Genomic DNA, 19,227 nt, shown 5'->3' with positions numbered 1-19,227 from the left:
GAGGGGTTGTGGGAAATGAGGATGAAGGCATTATCGAAAAAAGAAGTGATCGATGTGGAGAATGGTGAAAAACTCGGTGTACTAGGTAGAGCAGATCTCATTATTGATCCTGATTCCGGAATGATCAAGTCCTTAGTCATTCTGAACCAGGGTTTGATCGGTTTCGGGGCAGCTAGAAAAGAATTGACGATCGATTGGCATCAAATCAAAACCATTGGCGATGAAACCATTCTCTTGAAAAAACAGTAAAACACAACAGCAACTAGCGAGACTACTGTAGAACTGCAACTTTCTTAGTTATATATCAAAGAAAAAGCCGAGTAGGACGATATTATCGTTCTACTCGGCTTCTTTATTTCGATGAGCCATTCGGTCTCTTTCTCCTCCATGAGCTTTAGTATTCGTTTGATATTGACGGCAATATCGCCACCAGCCCTTGTATACGCAGTGTGATTTTCATTTATAAATCAAAAAAATCACTCTTTCAGATGTGCCATTTTGATTTCGAGATGAGTGTTCGGTGGTGACGCATGCGGGAACAGCGCGAGCCGGAGATCGACCTTCTTTATCAAGTCAGTTGTGCCCGTACCCGCGGCAAGCATCCACGGAGAAACAACAACTTCAACAGCTCCCTAGAGAGAAAAGGGTTTTTCAGTGACCTTGCAAATAGCTGCAGTGTTTTTTTGTTGTCGAACCAAATCACTAACTTATGGTTCCGGCATAGGATACAAAGAGATAAGACACTAGAAAAAGGAGACATCCGGGATGCTAACAGGATATCATGTTGCGGTTATAGGGGGCGATGCCCGGCAGATCGAACTCATACGAAGGCTGAATGAATGGGACGCAACTGTTTATTTAGCAGGATTCGATCAACTGAACGAAAGCTTCAGAGAAGCGATCGACTTGGATTTTGATAGTCAACAAGTGGAGAAGTTGGATGCAGTTATTCTTCCGGTTCCGGGAACAGACGATGACGGAAAGATCGAGGGCATTTTCTCAAATCAGCTCATTCATCTACCGGAAGAGTGGTTGAAAAGAACACCAGATCATTGTCTGATCTTCACTGGTATAACAAATACTCACCTGACGAAATTAGCAAATAAAGTCAACCGTTCTCTTATCCCTCTTATGGATCGAGATGATGTAGCTATTTACAATTCGATCCCGACGGTGGAAGGGACGTTGATGTTGGTCATTCAACATACAGACTTTACAATTCACGGTTCAAAAGTAATCGTCTTAGGTCTTGGTCGTCTCGGTATGAGTCTTGCAAGAACTTTCGATCACTTAGGGGCAGAAGTATTGGTTGGCGTACGTTCGTCAAAAAGTGCCGCGAGGGTATATGAAATGGGGTTGAAATCAATTGACATGAATGAAATCGACAAGGTGGATATGACGTGCGACATTTTATTGAATACCGTCCCACAGCTTGTCGTCAATGCCTCTGTGATAAAACAACTGCCCTCCCATGCATTGATTCTCGATCTTGCATCAAAGCCTGGAGGTACAGATTTTCGTTACGCAGATAAAAGGGGAGTCAAAGCCTTGTTAGCCCCTGGACTTCCCGGCATCGTAGCGCCTAAGACAGCTGGAAGAATCATCGCTGATGTGGTCTCACGTTTGTTGAACCAAAATGTACGAAAGGAGAATGGTTAATGTCTAAGTTGAAAGGTAAAGTGATAGGTTTTGGACTTACGGGCTCCCACTGCACGTATCATGAAGTTTTCCCCATCATGCAAGAACTCGTGGATTTGGGCGCCACCGTCATTCCCGTTTTATCTTATACGGTTCAGAATACAGATACAAGGTTTGGAGATGCAGTCGATCATTTGAAAAAAATTGAGGAGATCACAGGAGAAAAACCGATCCTGACCATTCCTGACGCAGAACCACTTGGACCTAAGCGTCCACTCGATTGTATGGTCATCGCACCACTCACGGGAAATTCAACAAGTAAGTTCGCTAATGCCTTGACGGATTCTCCTGTATTGATGGCAGCCAAAGCTACTCTGCGAAATGAGAATCCTGTTGTCTTGGCTGTTTCTACAAATGATGCACTTGGACTGAACGGAGTAAATGTGATGCGTTTAATGGCTACAAAGAACATTTACTTTGTCCCGCTCGGGCAGGATCATCCTTTTAAAAAGCCGAATTCCCTCGTAGCGGACATGAAACTCATACCTGAAACGATCGAGGCAGCTTTGGAAGGGAAGCAGCGTCAGCCGGTTTTAATCGAAAGGTACCCAAATTAATTCCACTTTTCATACCAGGTCTTCTTGTAAATATGATAAAATAACAAAAATAGTGACATGTCTTACTATTCTTACAACTATCATACAGAAGAGGGGATACCAATATGAGTGAAAAAAAACGATATAATGTAGCTGTTGTCGGAGCCACTGGAGCAGTTGGCCAAAAAATGTTAGAAACATTAGAAAACCGGGATTTTCCTATTGAGCAACTGAAGCTTCTATCTTCCAGCCGTTCCGCAGGATTGAAAATGACGTATAAAGGAGACGAATACGTTCTGGAAGAAGCGACCCCTGAAAGTTTTGATGGCGTTGATATCGCTTTGTTCTCAGCGGGAGGATCCATATCCAAAAAACTTGCTCCAGAAGCAGTAAAACGTGGAGCAGTGGTCATAGATAACACGAGTGCTTTCCGGATGGCAGAAGGTGTACCTTTAGTTGTGCCTGAAGTGAATGAAGGAGATATTGAACATCATCAGGGAATCATTGCCAACCCTAACTGTTCTACTATTCAAATGGTAGCAGCGCTTGAGCCTGTACGTAAGGCTTTAGGAATGAAACGCGTAATCGTATCAACGTATCAAGCAGTCTCCGGAGCTGGTAATGAAGCGGCTGATGAATTACGTGATCAGTCCCAATCCTTTTTGAACGGAGAGGATCTGGAAGCTAACATCTTACCTGTCAAAGGGGATGAAAAACACTACCCTATCGCATTCAATGCATTGCCGCAAATTGATGTTTTCCAAGAGAATGGTTATACATTTGAAGAAATGAAAATGATTAATGAAACGAAAAAAATCATGCACTCACCAGATCTTCCTGTAGCAGCGACATGCGTGCGTCTTCCATTCTTCACTTCTCATGCAGAAAGTGTATATGTGGAAGTAGAAAAAGAAGGGGTTACGGTTGAGGAAATCAAGGAATTGATGAACAATGCGCCAGGGATTGTATTAGAGGATGATCCATCTACTCAAACTTACCCGACTCCATTGAGTGCTGCAGAGAAGAAAGATGTCTTTGTAGGGCGGATTCGGAAAGATTTAGATGAGGATAAAGGATTTCACCTTTGGGTCGTTTCTGATAACTTGTTGAAAGGTGCTGCGTGGAACTCGGTTCAAATAGCAGAACGGTTGATCGCCAATAAGTGGCTGTAAACTTCTTTGAGTTGAGGTGGCCAAATGAAGCTACTTGTACAAAAATTCGGTGGAACGTCCGTCCGGGATCTGAAAAGCCGTTCCCGGGCGATCCATCATGTAAAAAACGGATTGAGTGAAGGTTACAAGGTTGTTGTCACTGTTTCTGCCATGGGAAGAAAAGGAAGCCCTTATGCAACTGATACTCTATTAGGACTTGTCGATTTCCCGCATACCATTGTCACTCCAAGAGAGCAGGATTTGATGATGTCCTGTGGCGAGACCATTTCTTCGATTGTATTTTGTCATGAACTCTGTAAAGAAGGAATTTCAGCCGTTTCTTTAACAGGAGCTCAGGCAGGTATAATGACCAACAGTGATTTCACAAAAGCAAAAATAACACAGATGAATCCTTCCAGAATCTTTGAAGAACTAAAAGATAAAGATGTCGTGGTAGTAGCGGGTTTTCAGGGTCAAACGTTAAGAGGGGAAGTAACAACAATCGGCCGTGGTGGAAGTGATACTACAGCCGCAGCTCTAGGAGCAGCTCTTCAAGCGGAATGCATCGAAATTTTCACTGATGTAGATGGAATCATGACTGCAGACCCAAGGTTGGTACAAGAAGCCCGTCCACTGAACACGATTACGTATAATGAAATTTGTAACTTAGCTTACCAAGGGGCAAAAGTCATCCACCCTCGAGCTGTCGAGATAGCGATGTATGCTAAAGTTCCAATTCGTGTCCGTTCCACATATTCAGATCTGCCAGGTACTCTGGTTTCAGGGACGAAAGAAGATCGGTTAGGGCAAGACATCTCAGATCGAACTGTAACAGGCATCGCCCATATGGCTGGACTTACTCAAATTAAAGTACAATCTAAAGAAGATCCCTCCAAACTTCAATCAGATGTCTTCAAATCAATGGCCTCAGCTAATATTTCTGTCGACTTCATCAACATTTCTCCAAGTGGTGTCCTATACACTATTGACCATATTTACGCTGAAAAAGCTGCCCAAATCCTCAATAACCTGGGGTATGACCCTGAAATACGTAACGGTTGTGCGAAAGTTTCGACTGTTGGAGCTGGTATTACGGGAATACCAGGCGTTACAGCAAAGATTGTTCAGACCCTGACAGATATCGGCATTCAAATTCTTCAATCTGCCGACTCCCACACGACCATTTGGGTGTTGATCAAGGAAGAAGATCTTGTTCCTGCTGTCAACGCTTTACATGGAACGTTTCAACTGAGCGTGGATGCGAAGAAAGGGGAAAAGCAAAAGTGAACTTCGGAAAAGTTTTAACTGCCATGGTGACCCCTTTTAACAGCCATGGGAAGATCGATTATGAAAAGACGACCCTGCTTGTTGAACATTTACTCAATAATGGAACGGATGGATTGGTCGTAGCAGGGACCACAGGGGAATCACCGACTCTATCCTCCGAAGAAAAGATAAAGTTGTGGAAACATGTCGTTCAAGTCGTCAATGGTCGTGCACCGGTTATAGCCGGAACAGGCAGCAATTGCACAACATCGTCGATTGAACTTTCTAAAGCTGCAGAAAAAACTGGTGTAGACGGTGTAATGCTGGTGGCACCTTATTACAATAAACCTAATCAAAGCGGCTTGTATGAACACTTTAAGAATATTGCTCAAGCGGTTCAGTTACCAGTCATGGTTTATAATGTACCCGGCCGCTCTGTCGTACGTATCCAGCCGGAAACCATCGTACGGTTAGCTGAAATAGATAATATCGTTTCCGTAAAAGAAGCTACCGGTGATTTAGATGGGATGGCTGAAATCATCTCTGGGACAGATGAAAAGTTTTCATTATATAGCGGGGATGATAATTTGACTCTTCCGGCTTATGGAATCGGTGCACAAGGGATCATATCCGTTTCTGCTCACGTGATAGGAAATGAAATGCAGAAAATGCTTCAGCTCTATGATACCGGCAAAGGGAAAGAAGCAGCGACTCTTCATAGAAAACTATTGCCAATTTTTAATGGAATGTTCACGGCCCCTTCACCTGCACCGGTCAAAGAAGCACTGAAGAAAGTAGGAATCGATACAGGAGGGATAAGACTTCCTTTAGTTCCATTAACCAAAGAGGAGAAATTATTCATCCATCAGCTTTTAGATGAATTGGAGAAGTGAATTATAACCGCCCGGTTTCTTTTAAAATCGGGCGGTTATTTTATTGGGCAGCTCCAACCCGGCCGTTTTGCTTATGCTAGTCGAGTCTCCCCCAATCGCTTCCGCTTTTCTAAATGTCCAGCTCCAGCGATCAGCCTCTCGAGACATAAGCAATCCGCCGGTGGGACGAAGGCAGTCCCCCAGCCGTTTTGCTTATACTAGTCGAGTCTCCCCCAATCGCTTCCGCTTTTCTAATGTCCAGCTCCAGCGATCAGCCTCTCGAGACATAAGCAATCCGCCGGTGGGACGAAGGCAGTCCCCCAGCCGTTTTGCTTATGCTAGTCGAGTCTCCCCAATCGCTTCCGCTTTTCTAAGTATGTTTCATTTGGTTTGTGCAATACTACGGAAAAGAACGAAAGGGGTGCGATTTATGAAAGAAGATTCTCCGAAAGATAAAGATCAATCCAAATCACAATCTTCGTTGGTCGATAAGATTCAGCAGTTAGGGCAAAGTAGTGTCCCTCAGCCTGCAGATTCAAATATTCATGTTCTGCCGATCATAGGGCAGGTAGAGGGGCATGTCCAGCTGCCATCTCAAAACAAAACAACGAAATATGAACATTTAATCCCACAATTGATTGCCATCGAGCAAAATCCTAAAATTGAGGGACTTGTCGTGTTGTTGAATACTGTGGGGGGCGATGTCGAAGCAGGACTTGCTATTTCCGAGATGATCGCTTCCTTATCGAAACCTACTGTATCCATCGTGCTTGGGGGAGGGCATTCAATCGGTGTTCCCATTGCTGTGTCAGCCGATTATTCATTCATAGTGGAAACGGCCACAATGACTATTCACCCGATTCGGATGACAGGTCTCGTTATAGGGGTACCGCAAACGTTTGAATATATGGATAAAATGCAGGATCGAGTGATAAATTTTGTCACACGCCATTCGAATGTCGAAGAGGAAAAGTTTAAGGAATTAATGTTTGATAAAGGGAACCTGACACGGGATATCGGAACGAACGTAGTCGGTCAACAAGCTGTGGATCACGGTCTGATCGATGCTGTGGGGGGGGTTCAAGAAGCTATGATGAAATTGAATGAAATGATCGAACAAAACAAAGGCCCTGAACAGCAGGTGGTTCAATGACGATTTTATATACACCACTCAGTGAACATGATATTTTCCCTCAGGAATCAAATGCATCAGTTGTCTATCAAGAACATAAAAACTGTCCATTGAAATGTTTACAAACCGAGGATGGTAAAAAACAGATCATGCAAGTGCTTTCTACAGATCCTTCGCATTATATGGATCCATCCCTTCAACCAGGACAATGGTTGGACTCGTAACTCCATATCAAGCTATGATATAATAAAGAGGACAGAAAGGTAGGATGCCGGTGTCGCTTTCTTCGATTCATTGAAGGAACCATCGGCATCCTTCTCTTTTCCGTTTTTCGATATGGAGGTGGAAGTGATATGGCTAGAAAAAGAAAAAAGAAAAAAAAGCAATCCAATTTGAAGAGCCATGTGAAATTTGAATTGATCGGCCTCTTATTTCTCTTCATTTCGGTGATTGGGAGTGGAGCCTCCGCTATCAGTGATGGGGCGATCCCTGGAGGACTGGAAAGATTTTGGCAGTTTTTATTCGGGGTTTGGTATTTTATCGCCTCTTTGTTTTTCCTTATTGTCGGGATTTATTTAATGGTAAAACGAAAATGGCCTACTTTTTTACATAAACGTCTTTTAGGCGTGTACATCATCCTTACTTCATTGTTGCTGTTCACCCACCTTGAAACTTTATCTGGTGATTTAGCGGCAGGGAATTCAATTTTGTCTATGACATGGGAACGAATTACAGAAATGATGCGAGGAGAAAGTTCCTTTTATAGTGTAGGAGGCGGTTTGGCAGGCGCTATCCTCTTATCCATCACCTACTACCTTTTCTCTGGAGTCGGGGCCGCAATCGTTGCCTTTTTCCTCTTTATTATCGGAATCATTTTTGTAAGTGAATGGTCCATAGGGGAGTTGTTTTCTAAACTCGGTGAAAAGCTGAAAGTCATCAGTCAGGATCAAAGGGAAAGGCTGAAGAAATCGAAAGCTGATAAAACCGAAAAACGTAAGGCTCTACCAAATGAAAAAGAAGAAGCGGATGATACGGTGGTTTATGAAATCGAGGATACTAGTGAAGATCAGGCTGAAGAGCCGATCATCCAGGATTTCACTGAACATGCATACAAAGCAAACCAACAGTCACCTACCAAGGCCTCTGGTGCTCCCGCAAATGAAAAAGAAGAAGCGGATGAAGTGAACTTAGAGAAATCCATGCCTACTGCTGAATTAGAAAACTTTGATTACCGCTTGCCGAGCCTGGAATTATTGGATGAACCTTCATCAACACCCCAGAGTCAAGGGAGGTCCCATATCCAGGCGACAGTCAGGAAACTGGAAAAAACTTTTCAAAGCTTCGGAGTCAAAGCGAAAGTTACGAAAGTGCACGTCGGTCCGGCTGTTACCAAGTATGAAGTGTATCCCGATGTCGGTGTGAAAGTAAGTAAAATCGTCAATTTGAACGACGATTTAGCACTGGCTTTAGCAGCGAAGGATATCCGTATCGAGGCACCGATCCCAGGGAAGTCAGCGGTCGGAATTGAGGTTCCGAACCAAGAAGTCTCTATGGTTTCTTTAAGGGAAGTATTAGAAACTGGCAAGTCGAATCCAGATTCCAAGCTCAGTTTTGCTCTCGGTCGTGATATTTCCGGCGAAGCTGTCATGTCAGAGCTCAACAAAATGCCCCACCTTCTCGTGGCGGGGGCGACAGGCAGTGGTAAAAGTGTCTGTATCAACGGGATTATCACGAGTATTTTGATGCGATCAAAACCACATGAAGTGAAAATGATGATGATCGATCCGAAGAAAGTGGAATTGAATGTATACAATGGAATTCCGCATTTGCTCGCTCCTGTGGTGACAGATCCTAAAAAAGCGTCCAGAGCATTGAAAAAGGTTGTATCTGAAATGGAACGTCGATATGATCTTTTCTCAGATTCAGGGACGAGAAATATCGAGAGTTATAATGAGTATATCAAGAAACACAATCAGGAAAATGATGATGAACAGCCACAATTGCCTTATATCGTTGTATTAGTTGATGAGTTGGCTGATTTAATGATGGTTGCCTCAAATGAAGTAGAAGACGCAATTACACGCTTGGCTCAAATGGCCAGGGCAGCAGGGATTCACTTGATTATTGCGACCCAGCGTCCATCAGTCGACGTTATTACAGGGGTGATCAAAGCGAATATTCCTTCAAGGATTGCCTTCAGTGTTTCTTCGCAGACAGACTCTCGTACTATTTTGGATTCAGGCGGGGCAGAAAAATTACTAGGGCGTGGGGATATGCTCTTTACTCCAGTAGGCTCGAACAAACCTACACGTGTGCAAGGGGCGTTTTTATCCGACGAAGAAGTAGAAAGAATTGTCAACTTCTGTGTTGAGCAACAGCGAGCGCAATACCAGGAGGAAATGATTCCTGAGGAAGAGAGTGAAGTGAAGCAGGAAGTAGACGATGACCTATACCCTGAAGCTGTTCAAATGGTCATTGAAATGCAAAGTGCGAGTGTTTCAATGATCCAACGCAGGTTCCGTGTAGGATACACGAGAGCGGCACGGCTTATCGATGCGATGGAAGATAACGGGATTGTCGGTCCATACGAAGGAAGCAAGCCGAGAAATGTACTCGTCTCCCAGTCTTCTGAAGAACAACATACATCTTAAACTTCGGGTAATGGTAATAGCTCGGCAACTGAATTATTGAAAAACTAGCGAACCTATATTAATTCATAAAGTTAAGAAAGCTACTGCGTCCTGCAGTAGCTTTTTTTTAGCGACTGGAAATGATAAAAAATCACACTGGAAAATAGGTATGGCAGGGATCATTCAGCGTCTATCCTTGGGTAAGGTTCAGAATTAAACGTTCGGGATTTCTATAGGAGTTTTCCGACCTTTTCAGAACTTCATCGGCCACTTTAATATGGCAGAAAATTCACCCTTCATAGGTTTGAATTTGTGTTGTCCAGGTGCCGATGTTATTGGGTGTCTATTCTCAAACTAGGAGGTATTAATCAGATTAGTTGTAGCAAAATTCATAAAAATGTCCTAATTCTATTTATTTATTTGCTGAATAGTGTTATATTATTGTCAAAATGTGATGTGTCGAACGTCAGATGTCAGATCTCTTTTTTGTTAGTTCATTAGACATGGGGTGAATATGGATGTCCATCAGGCAGGATACTCGTCATCTGTACTTACAGGTGATTGAGCAAATCAAACGTGATATTGAAAATGGTACCTTTTTAGAAAAAGCGAAACTTCCTTCAGAATTTCAGTTATCTAAATCTCTAGGGGTTTCAAGAGCCACGCTTCGAGAGGCGCTCCGAATATTAGAAGAAGAAGGTGTCGTTACAAGAAGGCATGGAGTTGGAACTTTCGTCAACCCTAAGCCTTTGTTCACCTCGGGTATAGAAGAACTTGATAGTGTAACAGGGATGATCACCAAGTCGGGCATGACCCCTGGTTCTCAGTATTTATCAGCAGAGCTCATTGAGCCAACTGAAGAGGATCGCAAGCGATTCTCCCCACTTGAAATACATAATATTGCGAAAGTGGAACGAGTGAGAACAGCTGACGAACAACCGGTCGTCTATTGTACGGATAAGATTCCGCAGGGTTTATTACCAATCGATCAAGTAAGAGAAGCCGATTCATTATTCAATGTGTTGGAGAGATATACCGGGAAAACGATAGCATATGCGGTTACACACATTGAACCGATCGGATTTCACGAGCGAATATCTCCAATATTGAACTGTGAGCCTGATCAGGCATTACTGCTATTAAGACAAATGCACTATTCTCAAGACGATGTACCAATGCTGCTGTCCTCTAATTATTTCAGAGCGGACAAGTTCAGTTTCCATGTCTTACGAAAAAGAGTGTAAGGGCTTACAAAAAAGTATGTCATATCGAGGATTTGGGGAGGTGAGGCCGTTTACAGAAGAAACGACTGCTGTGGTTAGACCTATGACATACTTAACAAATTAGGGGGTAATTGTTTTGTTTAAAAGCCGTTTGCTTTTAGTTTTCGTACTTGTATTGACTCTTGGTGTTTTCTTAGCTGCTTGCGGATCTTCAGATGGTGAAGAAGACACAAGTGGGGATTCTGGTGGAAATGAAGAAACATCTGAAGATAGTGGCGATGGTGATTTTTCAGTAGCTATGGTAACGGATGTAGGTGGAGTGGATGATAAATCATTCAACCAATCTGCTTGGGAAGGTCTTCAAGCTTTTGGCGAAGAAAATGGAATGAGCAAAGGTGAAGGCTTTGATTATGCACAATCTGAAAGTGATGCTGATTATACTACAAACTTGAACCGTTTAGTACGTCAAGATTATAACTTGATTTTCGGTATCGGGTTCCTGCTTGAGCCAGCGATTACTGAGGTTGCAGGACAGTATCCTGATACAAACTTTGCAATTGTAGATTCTGTTGCTGAAGGTGACAATGTTGCGAGCATCACTTTTAAAGAGCACCAGGGTTCTTTCTTAGCTGGTGTTGCAGCTGCTAAGAAAACGAACACAAACAAAATCGGTTTCTTAGGCGGCGTTGATAGTGATTTGATCAACAAATTCGAAGCTGGGTTTATTGCAGGCGTGAAATCTGTAAACGCTGATATTGATGTAACTGTGGAGTATGCTGAAAGCTTTGCAGCGGCAGATAAAGGTAAATTGATTGCTGCGGATATGTATTCTCAAGATATTGACGTAATCTATCATGCATCTGGAGCAACAGGAAACGGTGTATTCGCGGAAGCGAAAGATATCAAAAACAGCAATCCTGACCAAGATGTTTGGGTCATCGGTGTCGACCGTGACCAGCATGAGGAAGGTCAGATCGGTGATACCAATGTAACCCTTACTTCAATGGTTAAACGTGTAGATATCGCTGTTCAGGACGTTACACAACAAGCGAAAGATGGTGAGTTCCCAGGGGGAGAAGTAGTAGAGTATGGCCTTGGTGATGACGCAATCAGTATCGCTCGTACGAACGAAGAAGCAATGACGGAAGAAATCGTTTCATCCGTAGAAGAATGGAAAGAAAAGATCATCAACGGTGATGTAGAAGTACCAAGCACTCGTGAAGATCTTGAAACATACCTAGGTTCACTATAAAAAATGATGAAAAAGGCTGGTGAAAGCCGGCCTTTTTCTTCTATAAACAGAAAATCATCAAATGAAAAGATTGTTCCGGCCCTTTTCATTTGATGATTTTTTCAAGCGCAATTGGGGGAGGGGAAAGAGACGAATGGATTATGTTATTGAAATGTTAAACATAAGAAAAGAGTTTCCTGGCATAGTAGCCAATGATAACATCAATCTTCAAGTTGAAAAAGGAGAGATACATGCTCTCTTAGGTGAAAATGGTGCAGGTAAATCAACCTTAATGAACGTACTGTTTGGTCTCTATCAGCCGGAAAGAGGCGAAATCAAGGTGCGTGGAAAGAAAGTGCATATTACAGACCCGAATGTTGCTAATGGTCTTGGCATCGGGATGGTCCACCAGCACTTTATGCTTGTCGACACATTTACAGTGACAGAAAATATCGTCCTTGGAAGTGAACCCAAAAGATGGGGCACAGTCAATTTACGGACAGCAGAAAAGGAAGTGCAGGAACTTTCAGAACGTTACGGTTTGAATGTCGATCCAAAGGCTAAGATCAGAGATATCTCTGTAGGTATGCAACAGCGTGTAGAAATCTTGAAAACGCTTTACCGCGGTGCAGAAATCCTTATTTTTGATGAACCGACAGCGGTTTTGACCCCGCAGGAGATTAAAGAATTGATCGAAATCATGCACAACCTCGTTAAAGAAGGAAAATCCATTATTTTGATTACACACAAACTGAAAGAAATAATGGAAGTCTGTGACCGTTGCACTGTCATACGAAAAGGTCAAGGCATTGGAACTGTCAATGTTTCAGAAACCAATGTTAACGAACTCGCTTCTTTGATGGTAGGTCGCGAAGTCAGTTTTTCTACTGAAAAAACACCCGCAAAGCCAGCGGAAACTTACCTTTCGATCAAAGATCTGCGTGTTAAAGATGTTCGGGGAGTTGAGATGGTCAAAGGCTTGAACATTGAAGTCAGGTCCGGGGAAATCGTGGGTATCGCCGGTGTTGATGGCAACGGGCAGACAGAATTGATAGAAGCTATCACAGGTTTACGTAAGAGTGATTCCGGTTCCATTACCCTTCACGAAAAAGTGATTACAAACCTGAATCCTAGAAAAGTTGCTCAATCGGGAATTTCTCATATACCACAAGACCGCCATAAATTCGGTTTAGTGCTCGATTTTCCCATCGGTGAAAATATGGTGCTGCAAAGCTACTATAAGGAGCCTTTTTCAAAAAAAGGCGTGATGAACTTCAAAAATATCTATAAAAAAGCTCAGGAATTGATTGATGAATATGATGTTCGTACGCCGGATTCCTACACGAAAGCACGAGCTTTATCTGGTGGAAACCAGCAAAAGGCCATTATAGGCAGGGAAGTCGACCGTTCACCGGACTTGATCATAGCTGCTCAGCCGACAAGGGGCCTTGACGTCGGGGCCATTGAATTCATCCATAAAAAATTAATAGAAGAACGTGATAAAGGAAGAGCTGTTTTACTATTATCCTTTGAACTAGATGAAATTATGAATTTGAGCGATCGGATAGCGGTTATGTTCGATGGGAAAATAGTGTCTGATGTGAAGCCTGAGGAGACGAATGAACAAGAATTAGGACTCCTGATGGCTGGGAACACAGCACAGAAAGCAGGTGATCAGTAATGTTTTCAAATCGAATGGTCAATCTGCTGATTCCGATCATATCTGTTGTGCTCGGGCTGCTTTCGGGTGCGATCATCATGCTTGTTTTCGGATATAATCCAATTGCTGGCTTCGGTGCATTATGGAACGGAGCCTTTGGAGATGCATACTTTCTTGGTGAGACGATCCGGCAAGTCACCCCTTATATCCTTTCTGGACTTGCTGTAGCTTTCGCCTTACGTTCAGGCTTATTGAATATTGGTGTCGAGGGTCAGGTTTTTGTAGGCTGGCTGGCATCGGTGTGGATCGGGGTTGCATTTGAACTGCCGATGATCATTCATTTGCCGCTTGCTATCATTGCTGCTGCGTTGGCGGGGGCCTTTTGGGGATTCATCCCTGGTATCCTTAAGGCGAAGCTCGGGGTTCATGAAGTTATCGTTACAATTATGATGAACTATATTGCCTTATATGTATGTAATTCATTCGTCCGAAATGTCATCACAGATGGTGCGGACCGCACGGATAATATTGCTGCTACCGCTTCTCTTCAATCAGAATGGCTGGCAGGATTGACGTTCTATTCAAGAATTCACTACGGATTCATTTTGGCTATCTTCATGGCATTAGTCATGTGGTTTGTGTTGAACCGTACCACAAGAGGTTTTGAATTGCGTTCCGTCGGTTTCAACCAGCATGCTTCTAGATATGCCGGAATGAACGTAAGTAAGAATATCATTCTTGCCATGGTCATTTCTGGTGCTTTTGCAGGTCTTGCAGGAGCGATGGAAGGTCTGGGCACGTTCGGGTTCATGTCCATCAAGTCTGGTTTCACGAATATCGGTTTTGATGGGATCGCCGTAGCTCTTTTGGGAGCGAACACGGCATTAGGTGTTGTGCTTGCCGCTTTCTTATTCGGTACCTTGAAAATCGGTGCCTTGAACATGCCGACAGAGGCTGGCGTACCTACAGAACTTGTAGAAATCATTATTGCTTTGATCATTTTCTTTGTCGCATCCAGTTACATGATCCGCTGGGTCATCCTGCGCTTCAAAAAGGAGGGGAAATAAATGGAATTCATTGATATATTAAGTCGTATTCTTGGTTCGGCGATTCTTTTCGCTTCCCCTCTGATTTTCACTGCGCTCGGTGGAGTGTTCAGTGAACGCTCGGGGGTTATCAATATTGGCCTTGAAGGTCTGATGGTAATGGGAGCATTCATTGGTGTTGTATTCAATTTGACGTTTTATGAAACGTTCGGAAGTTTCACTCCGTGGATGTCCATTTTTGTCGCGATGGCAGGTTCTGCGATTTTCGCACTTGTCCATGCTCTAGCTTCCATCACCTTCCGGGCGGATCAAGTTGTAAGTGGTGTCGCGATCAACTTTTTAGCGCTTGGTATCGGATTATTTTTGACAAAACAATGGTATGACAAAGGGCAGACGGATATTATTTCACGCCCTTTTTATTCTATGGATATCCCAGTATTAAGTAAAATTCCGATTATCGGCGATTTGTTTTTCACTGGGTGGTATTTGACTTCTTATTTAGCGATTTTCCTTGCCTTCGTGGCCTGGTTCTTTATTTATAAGACACCATTCGGTCTTCGTCTGCGTTCTGTCGGAGAACACCCGATGGCGTCTGACACAAATGGGATCAATGTATATAAGATGCGTTACATCGGCGTCATGATTTCCGGAGCCTTAGGGGGTCTTGGAGGGTCTGTATATGCCTTGACGATCGCTCTGAACTTTTCTCATGCGACGATTGTTGGTCAGGGATTCATGTCCTTGGCGGCAGTCATCTTCGGGAAGTGGCACCCACTCGGGGCCCTTGGAGCAGCAATATTTTTCGGGTTTGCTCAAAGTTTGAGTATCGTGTCTTCCGATATCGCTCTATTAGAAAATGTTCCGCAAATATTCTTATTGATTGCCCCTTATGTCTTGACGATTCTGGCATTAGCAGGATTCATAGGAAGAGCGGAAGCACCAAGATCACTTGGGGAAGCTTACGTAAAAGGGAACCGTTAATCAAAATTAAGTCCGGTGCATTTGTACCGGACTTAATTTTTTACTTTTTCACACATATACCTTAGCATAGGACATAGCTTTGATGGATGAATATGGACATGTAGGTCTATAATAAAAAAAGAATGATGAGGAGGATGTATATATGAAATTGACAGAAGAAACGTTACTTGAAAAAGAAGGATACCGACTACATATTTTACCCAGCAAAAAATACAAAACCATCAATATCGTAGCAAAATTCAAAGCCCCATTAAAAAGAGAGGGCATTACAGAGAGGGCACTTCTCCCGCACGTATTACAAAAAGCTACGAACAATCACCCTAATGTGCGCTCATTGCAGTCCGCTTTTGAGAATCTTTATGGAACAGCTCTGTCCAGTGACGGTTCGAAAAAAGGAGAAAATCACGTAATCAGCTTTCGTATGGAGGTTGTGAATGAAGCTTATTTGAACGATCAGGAGCCGATTCTGGAAGAAGCATTCAAGCTTTTTCACGAAGTGCTCTTCGATCCGAAAGTGGAGGGCGATGGATTCGATGAAGCCATTGTGTCCCGTGAAAAACAGACGCTGGAACAAAAAATCACCTCAATAAAAGATGACAAAATGAGTTATGCGAATTTGCGTCTCATGGACCACATGTGTAAAGACGAACCTTATGCCCTGCACGTCCATGGTTACCAGGAGGATATGGCTGATATTACACCTGATAAACTCTATGGTTACTACCGTCAGATGATCAAAAATGACATGCTGGATGTCTATGTGATCGGCGATATGGATCAGGCAGCAGTCGAGAAAATGACCGATCAGTATTTTTCCAGAAGTGGAAGCAATAATGATGACAATGATCAAGTATCTGTATCTAAACAGGTGGAAGAACCTGCCGAAATCATAGAAAGAGAAGAAGTGAACCAGGGTAAACTGCACCTCGGCTACCGCACGAACACTAAGTTCGGTGATGATGATTACTATGCTTTACAAATTTTCAATGGCCTTTTCGGTGGGTTCCCAAGTTCAAAGTTATTCATGAACGTAAGGGAGAAGCACAGCCTCGCTTATTATGCTGCTTCCAGATTTGAAAGCCACAAAGGTTTACTGCTTGTCTTCAGTGGGGTGGATCCAAAAGATTACGGGCAGGCGAAAACCATTATATTAGAACAGATGGAAGCCATGAAAAAAGGCGATTTCACAGAAGAACAAGTACAAGAGACCACTGAACAGGTTGTCAACCAACTTCAAGAAACGATGGATAATGCCAACGGGCTGATTGAGGTTCTCTACCATCAAATGCTTTCTGGTGCAGAAATGCCTGCGAATGAGTTGATTGATAATATTCGTAAAGTTACAAAACGAGATGTGGTTGCTATGGCTAACAAAATCGAACTGGATACGATTTACTTCTTAACGAGCAATGAAGGAGGGGAATAATATGGAGGAACTAGTATATAAACAACTGAATGAATCCGTTTATCAAGAAACAATGGATAATGGTTTGAAGGTTTTCCTATTATCGAAACCTGAGATGGCGAAAACGTTCGGTATTTTCACTACCAATTATGGATCGATCGATCAAACGTTCACCCCGATTGGTCAGGATGAGAGTGTCACAGTCCCGGAAGGCATCGCACACTTTCTTGAACATAAGCTTTTTGAAAAAGAAGACCGGGATGTGTTCCAAGACTTCACTAGACTCGGGGCTTCGGCAAATGCGTTTACTTCTTTCACCAAGACGGCTTACTTATTTTCAGCGACGAGTCAAATCGATAAAAATGTGAAGACATTACTGGACTTCGTTCAGGACCCGTACTTCTCAGAAGAATCGGTAGAAAAGGAAAAAGGGATCATCGCACAAGAAATTCGTATGTACGATGATCAGCCTGACTGGCGTTCATTTTTCGGAACCATTCAGAGTCTCTACCACAATCACCCTGTGAAGGTGGATATTGCAGGAACAGTGGACAGCATTCAGGATATTACAAAAGATGACCTTTATACGTGCTATGAAACGTTTTATCACCCATCCAACATGGTGTTGTTCGTTGCTGGAAACATTGAACCTGAAGCAATGATGGATCTTATTCGTGAAAATCAGGAGAATAAAGAGTTTCCTGAAGCCCCTGAGATTAATCGATCCTACCCGGAAGAGCCTAAAACGGTAGCCAAAAAGGATCACTCCATAACCATGCCTGTGACAACAGCAAAAGCCATGGTTGGTGTGAAAGAAAACGTCCAGGGACTGACAGGGGAAGAAATTCTGAGAGGCGAATTGCTTTCAGGAATGATCCTTGACTATTACTTCTCTAAGAGTGGAGTTTTCTATGAAGAGCTTTACAAAGAGGACTTGATTGACGATAGCTTCCAGTTTGAAACTGAGCTTGATCGCCAATTCGGCTTCACTATTCTCGGTGGAGATTCAAGAAAGCCTGATCAAATGACTAAACGAGTAAAAGAAATGTTGCATGAATTAAAAGAACAGCGCATCTCCGAAAAAGATTTCACGCGAATGAAACGGAAGAAAATCGGCCAATTCATGCGAGCTTTGAATTCACTGGAATTCATCGCAAATCAATTCACACATTACCATACGTTAGGCGTCGATTTATTCGAAGTTTTACCAGTCATCGAATCTCTAACCGCAGATGATGCAGATGAATACTTGCAACATTGGATAAAAGAAGAAGCGATTTCCGTTTTCCAGGTAAAACCACAGACAAATGAATAAAAGGGTGCTGATTTTGGGGGCGAGCGGTGAAATTGGTAGAGCGACAGCCCTTAAATTAGTTGCAAAAGGTTATGAAGTCGGTTTGCAATATAATGCCAATGAATCAGCAGTTTCTTCTCTGAGAAAAGAAATTCCCAGCCATCAATATTCAGGTGATTTTCAAGCAGATCTTTCAACGAATGAAGGCATTGTTACATTTTTGGATACTCTGGAGATGGAATGGGATGCGGTCATTTTCGCTGGAGGGCAAATGTGGACTGGTATTTTCCAAGATATGCATCCAGAAGATATGGATGCATTATATAACGTCCATGTAAAAGCTGTATGGATGACCACCAAACATGTCCTTCCCTACATGATTCACCAAAAAGCAGGAAGCATCATCTTGGTTTCGTCTATTTTCGGAATCGAAGGGGCAAGCCTTGAAGTAGCATACAGTTCTGTTAAAGGGGCACAAAACAGTTTCGTGAAAGGCCTGGCCAAAGAGGTCGCCCCTAGTGGAATCCGGGTGAATGCTGTCGCGCCCGGTTTGATTGACACGAAAATGAATGCGCACTTAACAAAGGATGAATTGACAGCCCTAGCTGAGGAGATCCCGATGGGTCGTGCCGGGAAGGCTGAAGAGGTATCTGATGCTATTGATTTTTTAATAAACGGACGTTCCAGCTATATTACAGGACAAATTATTCAAATCAATGGTGGCTGGGCTTGATTATCGTGAATAATTTCATTCACTCCTCCTAATACTAAGCATGAAAAAATTCAGAGGAGGTTACATTGATGTCTGTTCTCGATAATTTTGATTCTTGGAAAGACTTTTTGGGCGATCGCTTACATCAAGCGAAAGGTCAAGGAATGGAACAACATGCCGTATCAGAACTTGCTTATGAAATCGGTGGTTATTTAGCTAATACTGTTGATGCTAAGAACGAGCAGGAAGCTGTTTTGCGTGATCTTTGGAATGTAGCTGATGAGAAAGAACAACATGCCATGGCTAACATAATGGTGAAAATGGTTCAAAACGAAGGAACACAATCTTAAACCTCGACAAAATCCGCACAAAACCATTGTGCGGATTTTT

At 43.0% G+C, this 19,227-nt stretch carries 19 protein-coding genes; all 19 read left to right on the top strand.

Annotated features, from left to right (window positions below):
- The first annotated feature begins 15 nt into the window (after positions 1-15).
- Positions 16-249, top strand: coding sequence for a YlmC/YmxH family sporulation protein (locus tag HLI_RS01400; RefSeq protein ID WP_128522715.1), 234 nt, complete (start codon positions 16-18; stop codon positions 247-249).
- A gap of 271 nt (positions 250-520) precedes the next feature.
- A complete protein-coding gene (locus HLI_RS21360) occupies positions 521-658 on the top strand; it encodes a hypothetical protein (RefSeq protein WP_164908441.1) in 138 nt (45 codons plus the stop codon).
- A 107-nt stretch (positions 659-765) separates the two neighbouring features.
- Positions 766-1,659: a dipicolinic acid synthetase subunit A gene (gene dpaA / locus HLI_RS01395; protein ID WP_128522714.1), complete on the top strand. Its 894-nt coding sequence runs from the start codon at positions 766-768 to the stop codon at positions 1,657-1,659.
- Positions 1,659-2,255: a dipicolinate synthase subunit B gene (locus HLI_RS01390; RefSeq protein ID WP_128522713.1), complete on the top strand. Its 597-nt coding sequence runs from the start codon at positions 1,659-1,661 to the stop codon at positions 2,253-2,255. Before dpaA ends, HLI_RS01390 begins: the two co-directional genes overlap by 1 nt.
- A 104-nt stretch (positions 2,256-2,359) precedes the next feature.
- Positions 2,360-3,406: an aspartate-semialdehyde dehydrogenase gene (gene asd, locus HLI_RS01385; protein ID WP_128522712.1), complete on the top strand. Its 1,047-nt coding sequence runs from the start codon at positions 2,360-2,362 to the stop codon at positions 3,404-3,406.
- Positions 3,407-3,430: 24 nt separating this feature from the next.
- Positions 3,431-4,672 (top strand): aspartate kinase, encoded by a 1,242-nt coding sequence (gene dapG / locus HLI_RS01380; protein WP_128522711.1) that lies wholly within the window; start codon positions 3,431-3,433, stop codon positions 4,670-4,672.
- Positions 4,669-5,544 (top strand): 4-hydroxy-tetrahydrodipicolinate synthase, encoded by an 876-nt coding sequence (dapA, locus tag HLI_RS01375; RefSeq protein WP_128522710.1) that lies wholly within the window; start codon positions 4,669-4,671, stop codon positions 5,542-5,544. Before dapG ends, dapA begins: the two co-directional genes overlap by 4 nt.
- A gap of 409 nt (positions 5,545-5,953) precedes the next feature.
- The gene (locus tag HLI_RS01370; RefSeq protein WP_128522709.1) at positions 5,954-6,676 is read left to right on the top strand and encodes a ClpP family protease; all 723 of its coding nucleotides are present in this window, start codon (positions 5,954-5,956) and stop codon (positions 6,674-6,676) included.
- Positions 6,673-6,879, top strand: coding sequence for a YlzJ-like family protein (locus HLI_RS01365; RefSeq protein ID WP_128522708.1), 207 nt, complete (start codon positions 6,673-6,675; stop codon positions 6,877-6,879). The genes HLI_RS01370 and HLI_RS01365 overlap by 4 nt, the downstream gene beginning before the upstream one ends.
- Before the next feature lie 129 nt (positions 6,880-7,008).
- Positions 7,009-9,306 (top strand): DNA translocase FtsK, encoded by a 2,298-nt coding sequence (locus HLI_RS01360; protein WP_128522707.1) that lies wholly within the window; start codon positions 7,009-7,011, stop codon positions 9,304-9,306.
- 497 nt (positions 9,307-9,803) lie between these two features.
- Entirely contained in the window at positions 9,804-10,529 is a 726-nt protein-coding gene (locus HLI_RS01355) for a GntR family transcriptional regulator (protein ID WP_128522706.1), read from the top strand.
- Between the two features lie 115 nt (positions 10,530-10,644).
- Positions 10,645-11,760 carry a BMP family lipoprotein gene (locus tag HLI_RS01350; protein WP_128522705.1) on the top strand — a complete coding sequence of 372 codons (1,116 nt, stop codon included), beginning with the start codon at positions 10,645-10,647 and terminating at the stop codon, positions 11,758-11,760.
- Between the two features lie 133 nt (positions 11,761-11,893).
- Entirely contained in the window at positions 11,894-13,420 is a 1,527-nt protein-coding gene (locus tag HLI_RS01345) for an ABC transporter ATP-binding protein (protein WP_128522704.1), read from the top strand.
- The gene (locus HLI_RS01340) at positions 13,420-14,466 is read left to right on the top strand and encodes an ABC transporter permease (RefSeq protein WP_128522703.1); all 1,047 of its coding nucleotides are present in this window, start codon (positions 13,420-13,422) and stop codon (positions 14,464-14,466) included. Before HLI_RS01345 ends, HLI_RS01340 begins: the two co-directional genes overlap by 1 nt.
- The gene (locus tag HLI_RS01335; protein ID WP_128522702.1) at positions 14,467-15,426 is read left to right on the top strand and encodes an ABC transporter permease; all 960 of its coding nucleotides are present in this window, start codon (positions 14,467-14,469) and stop codon (positions 15,424-15,426) included. It abuts the gene before it with no gap.
- A gap of 142 nt (positions 15,427-15,568) precedes the next feature.
- Positions 15,569-16,852: an EF-P 5-aminopentanol modification-associated protein YfmF gene (gene yfmF / locus HLI_RS01330; protein WP_128522701.1), complete on the top strand. Its 1,284-nt coding sequence runs from the start codon at positions 15,569-15,571 to the stop codon at positions 16,850-16,852.
- 1 nt (position 16,853) lies between these two features.
- Positions 16,854-18,146: an EF-P 5-aminopentanol modification-associated protein YfmH gene (yfmH, locus tag HLI_RS01325; protein WP_128522700.1), complete on the top strand. Its 1,293-nt coding sequence runs from the start codon at positions 16,854-16,856 to the stop codon at positions 18,144-18,146.
- Positions 18,147-18,150: 4 nt separating this feature from the next.
- On the top strand, positions 18,151-18,858 hold the full coding sequence (gene ymfI / locus HLI_RS01320; RefSeq protein ID WP_347232271.1) for an elongation factor P 5-aminopentanone reductase: 708 nt from the start codon (positions 18,151-18,153) through the stop codon (positions 18,856-18,858).
- Positions 18,859-18,926: 68 nt separating this feature from the next.
- Positions 18,927-19,187, top strand: coding sequence for a DUF3243 domain-containing protein (locus HLI_RS01315; protein ID WP_128522698.1), 261 nt, complete (start codon positions 18,927-18,929; stop codon positions 19,185-19,187).
- Positions 19,188-19,227: the final 40 nt, after the last annotated feature.

Origin of the sequence: Halobacillus litoralis, assembly GCF_004101865.1 — a bacterium.
In the GTDB taxonomy this organism is placed as follows: Bacteria; Bacillota; Bacilli; order Bacillales; family Halobacillaceae; genus Halobacillus; species Halobacillus litoralis_A.
This window is presented reverse-complemented; position numbering and strand designations above follow the sequence as displayed.